This window comes from Kribbella yunnanensis, assembly GCF_039529655.1.
In the GTDB taxonomy this organism is placed as follows: Bacteria; Actinomycetota; Actinomycetes; order Propionibacteriales; family Kribbellaceae; genus Kribbella; species Kribbella yunnanensis.
This window is the reverse complement of record NZ_BAAANF010000004.1, coordinates 377,423-390,265: the sequence shown is the minus strand read 5'-3', so window position 1 is coordinate 390,265 and position 12,843 is coordinate 377,423. Positions and strand designations below refer to the sequence as shown.

At 68.3% G+C, this 12,843-nt stretch carries 9 protein-coding genes and 3 pseudogenes; 3 read left to right on the top strand and 9 right to left on the bottom strand.

Annotated elements, in window-relative coordinates; translation table 11 throughout:
- Positions 1–76 precede the first annotated feature (76 nt).
- The 9 genes and pseudogenes from ABD231_RS08775 to ABD231_RS08735 form a co-directional block, all read right to left on the bottom strand.
- A complete protein-coding gene (locus ABD231_RS08775) occupies positions 77–577 on the bottom strand; it encodes a beta-class carbonic anhydrase (protein WP_344147828.1) in 501 nt (166 codons plus the stop codon).
- A complete protein-coding gene (locus ABD231_RS08770; protein ID WP_344147825.1) occupies positions 574–1,515 on the bottom strand; it encodes a ferredoxin family protein in 942 nt (313 codons plus the stop codon). Before ABD231_RS08770 ends, ABD231_RS08775 begins: the two co-directional genes overlap by 4 nt.
- Before the next feature lie 45 nt (positions 1,516–1,560).
- Positions 1,561–3,231, bottom strand: coding sequence for an MFS transporter (locus tag ABD231_RS08765; RefSeq protein WP_344147822.1), 1,671 nt, complete (start codon positions 3,229–3,231; stop codon positions 1,561–1,563).
- Positions 3,231–3,935: an LppX_LprAFG lipoprotein gene (locus ABD231_RS08760; protein ID WP_344147819.1), complete on the bottom strand. Its 705-nt coding sequence runs from the start codon at positions 3,933–3,935 to the stop codon at positions 3,231–3,233. Before ABD231_RS08760 ends, ABD231_RS08765 begins: the two co-directional genes overlap by 1 nt.
- A gap of 4 nt (positions 3,936–3,939) precedes the next feature.
- Positions 3,940–5,997, bottom strand: a pseudogene (locus ABD231_RS08755) (DNA gyrase/topoisomerase IV subunit A); the annotation flags it as partial.
- Between the two features lie 390 nt (positions 5,998–6,387).
- A pseudogene (locus tag ABD231_RS42140) lies at positions 6,388–6,594 on the bottom strand (LAGLIDADG family homing endonuclease); the annotation flags it as partial.
- A 495-nt stretch (positions 6,595–7,089) separates the two neighbouring features.
- Positions 7,090–7,653: pseudogene (locus tag ABD231_RS08745) on the bottom strand (DNA gyrase subunit A); the annotation flags it as partial.
- 34 nt (positions 7,654–7,687) lie between these two features.
- Positions 7,688–9,640 carry an FtsX-like permease family protein gene (locus ABD231_RS08740; RefSeq protein ID WP_344147816.1) on the bottom strand — a complete coding sequence of 651 codons (1,953 nt, stop codon included), beginning with the start codon at positions 9,638–9,640 and terminating at the stop codon, positions 7,688–7,690.
- Entirely contained in the window at positions 9,640–10,407 is a 768-nt protein-coding gene (locus tag ABD231_RS08735) for an ABC transporter ATP-binding protein (protein ID WP_344147813.1), read from the bottom strand. The genes ABD231_RS08740 and ABD231_RS08735 overlap by 1 nt, the downstream gene beginning before the upstream one ends.
- A 121-nt stretch (positions 10,408–10,528) precedes the next feature.
- Here ABD231_RS08735 and ABD231_RS08730 point away from each other — a divergent pair, with 121 nt between their 5' ends.
- Genes ABD231_RS08730 through ABD231_RS08720 form a run of 3 tightly spaced genes read left to right on the top strand, consistent with a single transcriptional unit; the run spans position 10,529 to position 12,842 of the window.
- Positions 10,529–11,791: a sensor histidine kinase gene (locus ABD231_RS08730; RefSeq protein ID WP_344147810.1), complete on the top strand. Its 1,263-nt coding sequence runs from the start codon at positions 10,529–10,531 to the stop codon at positions 11,789–11,791.
- The gene (locus tag ABD231_RS08725) at positions 11,773–12,426 is read left to right on the top strand and encodes a response regulator (RefSeq protein WP_344147807.1); all 654 of its coding nucleotides are present in this window, start codon (positions 11,773–11,775) and stop codon (positions 12,424–12,426) included. Before ABD231_RS08730 ends, ABD231_RS08725 begins: the two co-directional genes overlap by 19 nt.
- A gap of 14 nt (positions 12,427–12,440) precedes the next feature.
- Positions 12,441–12,842, top strand: a complete 402-nt coding sequence (locus ABD231_RS08720; protein WP_344147804.1) for a CoA-binding protein — start codon at positions 12,441–12,443, stop codon at positions 12,840–12,842.
- Position 12,843 lies beyond the last annotated feature (1 nt).

The window sequence follows — 12,843 nt, the reverse complement described above, 5'->3', positions numbered from 1 at the left end:
CGGGAGGGGGAGGGCGCGAGGGGGAGGGCGCGAGGTGGGAGGTGGGAGGGCGAGGGGGTGGGCGCGAGGGGTGGGGTTAGACGTGTTGGGTTAGGAGGCCGGTGTCTACGTCGTACATGAAGCCGCCGACCAGGATCTCTTCGCCGATCAGGGGGTGTTCGCGGACGGCGGCTACGTCGTGGCGGAGGGCTTCCAGTTGGTCGGGGATCACGTTGATGGGGAGGTAACCGGCCGGTTTCCCGGCGGCCTTCTCGACCTTCGCGCGGAGTTCGTCCTCGGACATGGCGGCCATCGCGCAGCGGGTGTGCGGGATGACCATGATCCGGCGGATGCCGAGCAGGTTGACGCCCAGGACGAGTCCGGTGAGCGTGATCTCGGTGACCCGGCCGCCGGCGCTGCGCAGGACCTTGGCGTCACCCGGCTTGAGGCCGAGCAGCTCCAGTGGCGGGATACGGGAGTCCATGCAGGTGACCACGCCGACCCCGGCGTGGGCGATTCCGTCGAAGCCGCCGTAGTGGAAATCGGCGGCGTACTCCGCGTTGGCGGCGAGCAGGTCTTCGAAACCAGGGGGCGTCATCGGACTGCACCTGGCGCAGGGGTTCCGGCCTTGAGGATCGACATCGCGAACGGCTCCTTTCCACAGGACTCCGGACGAGGTGGATCAGCAGGTGCACTGGTCACCGGGACGACCCAGGACCGTCCGTCGCGATGCCACACTGTCACGGATTCGAGATCTTCGCCCGCGACAGTGAGGGCGTCCAGCGATAGCTCACCAGTTTGGTGGCGTACGGCGATTTCCGCGGCCTGACCGCGTTTGGTCCACGTGGTGCGGCCGCGTAGTCCGGTCAGGAAGGTTTCGCCGCGGTCCGAGGCCGCGAGCACATCGAGTGCGGTCTCGGTGTCGAGGTGGCCGTGCATGGTGCCGGCCGGGAGCAGCACGGCGGTGGGGGAGAAGCGGTGACCGCCGAGGTGGCTGGCTTCCCAGACTCGGCCGGGTGCGGCCGTGGCCAACCCGTTGACCAGCGGGCGGCCGAGGATCGCGCAGCACTCGTCGCGCTTGCCGTTGGTGCAGACCAGCATGATCGACTCGTCGACCGGGACCAGGCCGGGCAGCGACGCGTCGACGGCATCCCGGTCGCCGCGGGCGATCGCGCCCAGGTCGAGTCCGCTGAGCGCCAGCGGGTCGTCGAGATGGGCGGTGAGCAGCCAGGACTTGCCGGGCACGGTAGAGGCGACGTACACCTGCTGGGCGTGATTGGCGGGGAAAGAGTGCCGCCCTGGCGTGCGGATCAGACCGAAGCGCACATCGGCTTTCTTGCATTCGGCATCGAACCGGCCACCGAACTCGGGGTTCAGGTGACTGTTGACGACGGCATCGGCACCCCACGGACCAGGCTGCTCCAGCACGACCCAGCCGCTCGCGACAATGGCTGAGCCCTCCAGCGGCTCGAGGAGCTGACGGCAGAAGGTCGAGCACAGGCCTGGCCGACCGGTCGCGTCGGGTGGAACTCTCACAGCACCACTGTAGGTTAGGCAGCCCTCAGTTCCGTGCAGCGCCCATCAAGTGTGCACAACGCCACGCCGGCCGAGCAGTGCGATAGCGAGGATCGCAGCCAGAAAGGCGCACACAGCAGCCCCGGCGAAGATCGCGTGCGTTTGTGAAATGGCCGCATCGCGCAGCGCGTCCACGAACGGCCGGCAGGACGCGGGTGCTGTCGGACAGAGCTCGTTCGGTGACGGTACGTCGTCCACGATCGCGAAGTACCGGCGTAGTCCGATGGCGGTCAGCGCCGACACGCCGACCAGCATGCCGACCATTCGCGCGACAACCACGAGCGCACTGACCAGACCGTGGTTGGCCGGGGGCGTAGCGCCGAGAACCGCGGTGTTGACCGGTGACAGCGCCAGTCCGAAGCCGAACCCGCACAGCAGCAGTACGGCGGTCGCTGCGAAGTGATCGAGGGCGTTGCGGCCCCAGAACGACATCACGACGAACATCGCCCCAGCCAACGCCAGTCCGGCGCCCGTGATCAGCCCGAGCCCGTAGCGTCTCGTGAGCCAGCCTCCGACGACCGCACCCACTGGCAACGCGATCAGGAAGCGCACCAGCACGAGTGCGGCCGCGAGCTGCCCACCGCCCTGCGTCGTCCGCGCGAACACCGGTACGTCGACCAGCGCGGCAATCAGCGCACATCCGACCAGAAAGCTGACCACCAGCGAACCCCAAGCGGGTCGCGCGGTGAGCAGACCGGTCGGGATGATCGCGCGCGGCGTGCGACGTTGCCACGCAACGAAGGCAACCGCGAAGACGGCCGCGCCGATGAGCAGCCACGGGCCGGCCGGGGACATCAGCTCGCGTTCGGGGTCGGCGGTCGCGAAGGCAAGAACGACACCGGAGAGGGCGAGGGCGAGCAGCAAAGCGCCCGGTACGTCGACTTGGCGCAGCAGGTCGGTCAGCTGAGAACGCCGCACTGTGAGGACGGCCCACAGCAGACCGAGGACGAGAGCCGCGACCCCGATCGGGGTCAGCAGTCTCGACGTACCGGTGAAGGGCACAAAGGGCAGACCGAGGGTGACGTCGTTCGCAAGGCGTTGTGGTGCGGTCAGCGTTAAGCCAAGCGCCACGCACGCCAGCAGGCCCACCAACGCAGACAGCGGCGGAGGTCGCAGTCCGCGGAGCAACACCGCCAGGACGATGGCGACCACGAGGTTCAGCCAGAAGATGTAGCGCCAGTCGGCCACAGCCAGTACGGCGGCGCCCAGCAACGGCCCTAGGACAGCTCCGAGCTCCTGGACGGCTCCGACGACACCCAAAGGCAATCCGCGCCGCTGAGGCGGCCACAGGTCGGCGACCAGGGCGAGTGTGGCTGGGACGAGCCCACCGCCGCCGACGCCCTGAAGAAACCGACCGGTTACCACCAGCGGCAGGTCGTACGCCACCGCCGTGATCAGCGATCCGACAGCGAAGAGCATCAGCGCGCCGACCAGGACCGGTGTCCGGCCGGCGACGTCCGCGATCCGGCCGATGAGCGGCAGTACGGCGATGTAGCCGAGCAGGAAGCCCGAGATGATCGGCGCGGCGCGCTGGAGTTCGTCCGCGGACAGCCCGACCCCGGACATCAGGTCGGGCAGCGCGAGGACGACGACGTACGTGTCGGCGGCCGCGAAGGCGACCGCGATCGACGCGAGGGTGAGCTGGGCTCTCGGCCGGGCGGCCACCGCTGAGTTCACTACGGCTTGGTGATCGTGACTTGTTCGCCGTACTTGTCGAAGGTGACGTCGTAGCTGCTGGTGGCGCCGTCGTAGAACGGTCCGGAGATCGTCGCCGCGACGAGCTGCTTGGACTCCTTGTCGAGCTTGAAGCTGCTCGGGAAGTCCTGGCCGGCCGGCGCCTTCGGGAAGATCCCCTGCAGCGTCTGACCCGGGACCGAACCGGTGATCTCGGTCAGCACCTTGGCGCCGTCGCGGGTGTCACCCTTCACCTTCGGGTCCTTCAGCGCCGGCAGCACCGACGTCAGGCCCTTGGCCGGGTCCAGCAGGATGGCCGGGTCCGGCGCACCGAATCCGGTCAGCTGCTCGGGCGTGAGCTCGACGAACTTCCCGGTGAAGGGCAGCTTCGCGTACACCTTCTTGTCGACCGCAACGACCTCGGAGTCGATCGGTGCGCCGCCGGTGCGGATCGTCAGCTTGCCCTTGAACGCCGGAGCGTGGGTCGCCACGCCGTCGCCGCTGGCCAGGGTCTGCGCGCTGTCCGGCAGGTCCCGGCCGGTGAGCACGATGTGCACACTGGACGCTTCGTCGAGCGCCTTCTTCGCGGCCGTGAGCTGCGCGACGGCGTCGTCGGACTTCCCGGCGCCACCGCCGGAATCCTTCTTGTCGCTGCAGCCGACCAGCGCCAGCACAAGCACCGCGCCCAGCGCGACGAGTTTCTTCATGGGGTCAGCCTGCCAGGTCCGCGGCCAACGCAGCGATCGGTTGGGCCACCGGCACGCCGGAACCATCGCGCCGCGGGTCGATCGGGGGCAGATCCACCGGTGCGCCGCTGTTCGCGCTGGCCTTGACCGGAGCCGCGCCGATGTAGGCGAGCAACAGCCCGTCCTCACCCTTGAGCAGCCGCTGGCAGCGCACACCGCCAGTACCGCGGCCCTTGCCCGGGTACTCGCTGAACGGCGTCACCTTGACCGCGCCGACCTCGGTCCCCGGCAGCGCCGAGTTCGAGCCGGCGATCGTCACGACCTGAGCCTCGCGGCCCGGTTCCACGGCTCCGAAGAAGACCACCTTCGCGCCGCTGCCGAGCCGGACGCCGGCCATACCGCCCGCGGTGCGGCCCTGCGGACGGACCGCGGAGGCCGGGAAGTGCAGCAGTTGCGCGTCCGAGGTGACGAAGCACAGCTCCTCTTCGCCCGTGGTGAGCTCGACCGCGCCGACGACCTCGTCACCGTCGTTGAGCCGGATGATCTCCCAGGCGTCGCGGTTGCTGAGGTGATCCGGTACGACGCGCTTCACGACACCGGTCGCCGTACCGAGCGCGACGCCGATCGAGTCGGGATCCATCGTGGTCAGCGCCAGTGCCTTCTCACCCGGGTCCAGCGAGACGAACTCGGCGATCGGTGCGCCACCCTGCAGGTTCGGCGCGGCGGCCGTCGTCGGTACGGCGGGCAGGTCGAGCGACTCGAGCCTGATCAGCCGACCGGTGGTTGTGACGATCCCGTACTGACCGCGGGCGGTGCTCTTGATCGCGGACACGATCGCGTCGTGCTTGGCCCGGCCCTCGGCGACTCCGAATGGCTCGACCCCGTTGGTGCGGGCCAGCAGCCCGGTCGAGCTCATCAGGATCCAGCACGGGTCGTCGGTGACCTCGAGCGGTACGGCGGCGGTCTTGGTCGCGCCGGACGACTCCAGCAGCACGGTACGGCGCGGTGTGCCGTAGGTCTTGGCGACCTCGGCCAGCTCGTCGCCGACCGTCTTCTTCAGCAGCGTCTCGTCCTCGAGGATCGCGGTCAGCCGCTCGATCTCGCGCTCCAGCTCGGCCTTCTCGGTCTCCAGTTCGAGCTTGGAGAACTTGGTCAGGCGGCGCAGCGGCATGTCCAGGATGTAGTTGGCCTGGATCTCGGACAGGTCGTAGATGTCGATCAGCCGGGTCCGGGCCGCGGCCGCGTCGTCGCTGCTGCGGATGATCTGGATGACCTCGTCGATGTCGAGGATCGCGATCAGCAGGCCGTCGACGATGTGCAGCCGGTCCTGGGCCTTCTTGCGGCGGAACTCGCTGCGCCGGCGAACGACGTCGTACCGGTGCTCGAGGTAGACCTCCAGCAGGCTCTTCAGCCCGAGCGTGCGCGGCTGGCCGTCGACCAGGCAGACCGCGTTGATCGAGAACGAGTCCTCGAGCGGGGTGAGCTTGTACAGCTGCTCCAGCAGGGCCTCGGGGACGAAGCCGTTCTTGACCTCGATCACCAGTTGGGTGCCGTGCGCGCGGTCGGTCAGGTCCTTGACGTCGGCGATGCCCTGCAGCTTCTTGGCCTGGACCAGCGTCTTGATCTTCTCGATCACCTTCTCCGGGCCGACCGTGTACGGCAGCTCGGTGACCACGATGCCCTTGCGGCGCGGGGTGACGTTCTCGATCCGGGCGGTGGCGCGCATCTTGAAGCTGCCGCGGCCTCCTGCGTAGGCGTCCTTGATGCCCTCCAGCCCGACGATCTTGCCGCCGGTCGGCAGGTCCGGCCCGGGGATGAACCGCATCAGGTCGTCGAGGTCGGCGGTCGGGGTCTTGATCAGGTGCCGGAGCGCCTGGATGACCTCGATCAGGTTGTGCGGGGCCATGTTGGTGGCCATCCCGACCGCGATCCCGGCGGCGCCGTTGACCAGCAGGTTCGGGAAGGCGGCCGGCAGCACCGACGGCTCTTCCTCGCGGCCGTCGTAGTTCGGCCGGAACTCGACGACGTTCTCGTCCAGGCCGTTCGTCATCGCGACCGCGGACGGCGCCATCCGGCACTCGGTGTTGTGATTGACGAAGCCGCCGGCCAGGAACGAATGATCTGCGCTGTCGACCCGGATCGAGTAAACGGCCTCGGGTTCGCAGTCCTCGACCGCGGCAACCTCGACGAACCGATACCCGGAGTCCATGATCGGGGCGACCACGCCCAGGATCTCGGGGTCCTTGAACTTGGTCACCAGCAGACTGCGATCGGTCCGCCAGCGCTCGATCCGGTCGAAGTTGTGGTTCAGCAGCCAGCTCTTGCCGGTACCCCGGCCGGGCCCCAGCGCCTCGCGGACGTAGTCGGCGACGTACGGCACGAAGTCCCGAGTCAGGCGGTGGGTGTAGCGCGGTGTCCTCCGCAGCAGCGCGTGCAGCTTGTGCCGCTTGGCCGCGAGGAAACCGATCCGCTCGCCGAAGGCGTGAACGTTGTGCCGGCCGGAGATGACCAGGCGGTACTCACCGCGGCTGTAGTGGGTGAGATTGCTGTGTACGCCGAACTCGAGCAGCAATTCCTGTAGTTCGGCGGCCAGAACCCGGCTGTATGTCGAGTACTGGACGGTGATTGATGCGTCGTTGGCTCGCCGAATACCGCCGTCGCCCTCGTACAGCGCCATCAGGAACGCACGCTTCAGCCCGATCGTGCCCCGCCAGACCGCCTCGGGGACGTGCTTGTCGGCTGCCTTGAATCCGATCAGATCGGCGAGCGGGCTCTCGCGGAACGCCGAGAGATTCTGAATGTCCAGCTCGTGGATCGTCCGCAGCGATCGGCGAGTTTTTCGGGAGTAGACGTAGCGCGGGCCGCCGACGATGGCGTCGTACGCCTCGAGGATGTACTTGAAGTACTCCTCGTCGGTGTTGTTGATGCCGGCCCGCTCTGCGGAGGCGAAGCCCTCGGATACCCAGGCGCCGAAGAGCGTGCCGAGCATCATTTCGTGCGCCATCGGAACGTCGGTGGTCCATGCGTTGCGCGCCAGGCAGACCACAGTGCCAGGCGTCACCTCGTCGAGGCGGAGCCACTGGAAGATCGGCACGCCCGCGACCGGAACGAGACAGAGCACCGGGTGGTTGTGGCTGCCGCGCAGCGCGTGACCGCTCTTGGTCACCAGCTTCTTCACCGGATGAACCCCGGAGTTGAAGAGCTTGGTTGCGCGGACCGGCTTGCCGTCCTTGTCGAGCACCTCGAGGTCGGTGTCGGCCTCGGAGTTCTCCGGCAGGTCCACCAGATCGGCGATCTTGATCGAGCCGCCGTCGGCGAGCCGGACCCGGGTATCGCCGGTGATGCAATAGCGCATCGCCGCCGGACCGTCGTCCAGACTTCCGAAGTTTCCGTGGCCGTCGATCAGCGGCAGCCGCATCGACCAGGGCTGCGCGGTCCGGACCAGGGCGTCGTAGATCGCGCCGTCGCCGTGCGGGTGGTACTTACCCATCACTTCACCGACGACGCGGGCCGACTTCACATGGCCGCGGTCGGGGCGGATGTTGTTCTCCGCCATCGAGAACAGGATCCGCCGCTGGACCGGCTTCAGCCCGTCGCGGGCGTCCGGGAGCGCCCGGGAGTAGATGACCGAGTAGGCGTACTCCAGGAAGCTGGTGCGCATCTCGTCGGAGACATCGACGTCGAGGATGCGCTCCTCGAAGTCCTCGGGCTCGGCGGTGGTACTGGAACGGCGTGCCATACGGGTGAACTGCTCCTCGATCGAACGGTAGCCCTCATTGTCGCTGGTGAACGACAGTTTCCCGGCCCACGACCCGCAGGATGTATGCGGTCGGAGCCAAGGCGGACCCTACCGCGAGGGTCAGACAAAGTCCGGCGATCCCCAGCAGGACGCCCCACGGGATGGTGACCGGTACGTCGGGAACCCCGGCCGTCATCGCGTGCCGGATCAGTGCGCCGACCGTGACGGTGATCGCCGTACCGAGGCTGAGGGCGACCATTCCGACCAGGGAGGATTCCCACAGGACCATCCGGCGGATCTGGTTCGGAGTGGCGCCGAGTAGCCGCGAGGTGACGAACTCCTGCCGCCGCTGCAGGCTGCCCATCAGGAGGGTGTTGGCGATCGCGATCGCGCTGTAGAGGGCGGCCGGTCCGAGCAGCAGGACGAGACCGAACTGGTTGCCCTTGCGAACCCCGGCCGCCTGTTCGGCCTCCCAAACATCAGCCGGTACGGCGCCCTGGATCCGCTGCACGAGTTCCGCGGGATCGGTCCCGGCGGCCGGCAGGACGTACATGACCTCGGGCTGAGCCTTCGGGGCGTGCGCGCGGGCGAGCTCCATCGGGAGCAGGAACGACGGGTTGATCCCGAACGAATCCGGCACGATCGCGACGATCTTCAGCTTGACGGTCGTCCGGTCCAGGAAAGTGACCGGCACCTCGCCGCCGACCCGGTAGTGCTCGAACCCGGCCATTTCCTTGCTAACGGCAACGGTATTGCCGGTGAGCGCGGTCAGGCTGCCGGAGATCGGCGTGACCTGGCGGGTGCGTACCGCGACGGCCGGATCGATCCCCTCGGCGTCCTCCAGTTGGGCGTAGTCGGCCGCCATCCGGACGAACTGCACGGGATGTCCGGCATCGACCGCCCCGACCCCAGGCGTCGCGGCGACCTTGGTGGGGTCGCCTCCGGTGACCACGATCGGGGCGAGCATGCCGTCGCGCAGGGCGGCGGCGGCGCTGTCGGCGGCGAAGCTGAGGCTGAGGACCATCGAGCCGGCGATGGCGGAGATGGTCAGGATCGGCGCCGCCAGCGAGGCGCTGCGCCGGGGTGCGGCGACCACGTTGCTCCGGGCGAGTCGCCCCGACACGCTGGTCCAGGCGACGAGCGGTGCCGCCCAGAGCCGTCCGAGGAAAGGGACCACCAGCGGAGCCAGCAGAGTCAGCGAGATCACCAGCAGCATCGGCGTGAACATCGCCAGCGGTACGGCGGCTTCACCGCTGGACGGCCTGATCAGGGTGAGCAGGAGGATCGAGCCGGCCATGAACAGCAGCCCGAACACGACCCGAACCGGTCCGATCCGCGGCGGTTCGAGGCTGGCCTCCCGCAGCGCGTCGATAGGACCGACCTTCCCGGCCCGCCGAGCGGCCGCTCGGGCACCGAGCAGCGCGACCACCAGACCGACGCCGACCGCGATCGACAGCGGCACCCAGGGCGACGCCGGCTCCAATTTCACCGGTGCGAGTTCCGTGTACGACGCCTTCGCGAGCAGCAGGGGAGTTGCGAGCTGCGCGAGCACCGCGCCGGTGATCGACGCAGCGAGGGCGACGACCAACGCCTCACCGAGAATCATCCGGCGGATCTGACCGGGCGTGGCGCCGATCAGCCGGAGCAGGCCGAGCTCGCGCCGTCGGGAGGCGACCGCGAAGGCGAACGTACTGGCGATGACGAAGATCGTGATGAAGCCGCTGATCACCCCGACCATGCTCAGCACGGTCTGCAGTCCGGAGACGTCCTGGTCGGAGGTCGACACGCTGACGCGTTGCGGTTCCGTATCCGGGCCGCCGAGGGTGGTGACCCCGATATGCCCGGCGCTCGGTCCGCGATAGGCGATCGTGGCGGCGGTTGCAGTCGCGGCCAACCCGAGCAGGAACACGCCCACCGCGAGCGCCACGAACGAACCGGCGTACAGGTGTCGATGCCGGCCGACTGTCTGCCTGCTCAGGAAGAGCATCAGCGCTCCAGGTCACTCATGGCAGCAGCGATCTGGCCGGGCGTTCCACGGTCGAGGTGACCGGCGATCAGTCCGTCGGACAGGAAGACCACACGCTCGGCGTACGCCGCCGCCACCGGATCGTGGGTGACCATGACCACCGTCTGTCCGGCCCGATCAGTTGCCTCGCGCAACAGGGTGAGCACCTGGCGACTGCTGTTGCTGTCGAGCGCGCCCGTCGGCTCATCGGCGAAGAACACCGACGGCCTCGTGATCAATGCGCGAGCGATAGCGACCCGCTGCTGCTGCCCACCGGACAACTCGGCAGGCCGCCGCTTGGCCTTGTCTCCCAGCCCGACCTGCTCCAGTACGCCGTGGATGTCGCCACGCTGCGGGCGCTTGCCGGTCAACCGCAGCGGCAACGCCACGTTGTCGTACACGGTCAGCGACGGCAGCAGGTTGTACGCCTGGAAGACGAAACCCATCTCCTCGCGGCGCAGTTTGGTCAGAGCGACCTCGCTGAGCCCGTGCAGGTTCACACCACCCAGTACGACGACGCCTGTCGTCGGCTGATCCAGTCCGGCCGCGCACTGCAGCAGCGTCGACTTGCCGGAGCCGGACGGGCCCATCACAGCAGTGAACGAACCACGCGGGAAGTGGTAGGTGACGCCTCGCAAGGCATCGACCCTACCGGCGTTGGAGCGGTAGGTCTTGGTGATCCCGTCGAGCACCAGCGCAGGTGCTGAGTCCGGTACGACGCTGGTGTAGTAGGGCGCGGTTGCGGTCATGGCACCAGCCAACAGGTCAACCGCCTGCAGCACGCGGGCTTGGGGAAGAGACCTGGAGTAGCGCGCACGCTACCGCCGTACTGGCCTTGCCGGACCTAGGGTTGGCGGAGTGGAAAGACCAATGACGGGCTGGCAAGCGCTGGCGTCACCGCGCTTCCTGGTGTCGTCGTGGCCCTGGCGCTCGTACTTCTACCTGTTCACCTCGATCCCTCTCGGGGTGATGTGGACCTGTGTGCTGATCGGACTCGCCGCGACCAGTGCGATCCTCAGCCCGATCGTGATCGGCATCCTGTTACTGCCGCTGTTCCCGATGCTGGGCGTCCTGATCGGTACGACGGAGCGGTGGCGGGCCGGCCTGATGCTGATCGACGGCATCAAGAGCCCACATGCGGCGATGCCCCGCGCGCTGAGCCTGCGGGACAAGCTCAAGTTCCGCCGCCGCGAGCAGGCGTCGATGCGGTCGCTGGGCTACGGGTTCCTGCTCGGGCTGGTGGTCTGGCCGTTCAGCGCCGCGATCGGCGGACTGAGCGCGACTGTCCTCGGTGTCACTCTGATGGCGCCGGTCATCGCCGATGGTGACGAGATGGGCATGGGGCCATGGACGTTGGACACCGCGTGGGAGGGTCTCTTCTTCCTGGTCACGTTCGGGCCGGTGTTCTACGTGGTCAGCTCGTATCTGGTCGGCGTACTGGCTGCGGCTGAGGCGTCGCTGGCGAAGGCGATGCTCGGACCGCGGCAGGAGGAGCTGCAGCGGAACGTGGCCGAGTTGCGGCGCTCCCGGCTTGACCTGGTCGACGCGTTCGAGACCGAGCGGGCGCGGATCGAGCGGCACCTGCACGACGGCGTACAGCAGCGGTTGGTCGGTCTGACGATGACGCTCGGTCTCGCCGAGCTGGACCTGCCCGAGGGGGAGGGGCGGCGGCTGGTGGTGAAGGCGCACTCCGAGGCGGAGGCGGCGTTGGCCGATCTGCGCGAGGCCGTGCGCGGCATCCATCCGCGGGTCCTGGTCGACCTCGGGCTCGAGGCCGCGATCCGGGAGGTCGCCGACCGCAGCCCGATGCCGGTGGAGGTGTCGATGGCACTGGGCTCGCGACTGCCTCCGCCGATCGAGGCGGCGGCGTACTTCGTGGTCAGCGAAGCGTTGTCGAATGCCGCCAAGCACGCGCAGGCGACGATGTGTCAGGTGTCGGGCTGGCTGGCGGGGGAGCAGCTGATCATCACGATCACCGACGACGGGATCGGCGGCGCGACGGTCGGTGGCGGCACTGGTTTGACCGGGCTGGTGACCAGGTTGGACGCTTTGGGCGGCACACTCGTGGTCGACAGCCCACCCGGTGGGCCTACTCGACTGCGAATGGAGTGCCCGTGCCGACTCGGCGACTGAGCATCGTGCTGGCCGAAGACTCGCTGCTGTTGCGCGAGGGCCTGGCCAGCATTCTGGATCGCGCCGGGCACGAAGTCCGCGACAGCGTCGGTGACGGCGATACCCTGCTCGCTGTGGTCCGCAAGGAGCCGCCGGACCTCGTCATCACCGACGTACGGATGCCGCCGGGACACAGCGACGAGGGTCTGCGCGCGGCCGCCGCGATCCGGGCCGAGTACCCGACGATCGGCATCCTGGTGCTCTCGCAGTACGTCGCCGATGCGTACCTCTCGTCGTTGCTCGAGTCAACGACCGGCGGGATCGGGTACCTGCTCAAGGACCGGGTCGGTCACGTCGCCGAGTTCCTCGAATCGCTCGACCGGGTCGCCTCGGGCGGCACGGTGGTGGACCCCGAGGTGGTCCGGCAGTTGCTGGCCCGGCGGCGGAACGACGGTCCGCTGTCCGCGCTGACGCCGCGAGAGCTCGAAGTACTGGCGCTGATGGCCGAGGGGCGCGTGAACGGCGCGATCGCGGAACAGCTCGTGGTGAGCGAGGCCGCCGTACGGAAGCATGTCGGCAACATCTTCGCCAAGCTTCAGCTGGACGACGGCCTGGATCGCCGGGTCTCGGCCGTCCTCACGTATTTGCGTGGCTGAGGGACGATTTGAGTATGGAAGCGGACATCCGGAAGATCTTGGCGGACTGCGACACGTGGGCCGTGGTCGGGTTGTCGAACAACACCGATCGGGCGGCGTACGGCGTGGCGCGGTTCCTGCAGGGACGTGGCAAGCGGATCGTGCCGGTGCATCCGTCGGCCGAGACCGTGCACGGCGAGCAGGGGTATGCGAGCCTGGCCGACATTCCGTTCCCGGTGGACTGTGTGGACGTGTTCGTCCGGTCCGAGCTGGCGGGCGAGATTGCCGACCAGGCGGTGGGAATCAATGCGCGCGCGGTGTGGTTCCAACTGGGTGTAATGGACCAGGACGCCTACACACGCACGACCGCGGCGGGACTCACCATGGTGATGAACCGCTGCCCGGCGATCGAGTGGGGACGCCTAGGTCCTTCGTGAC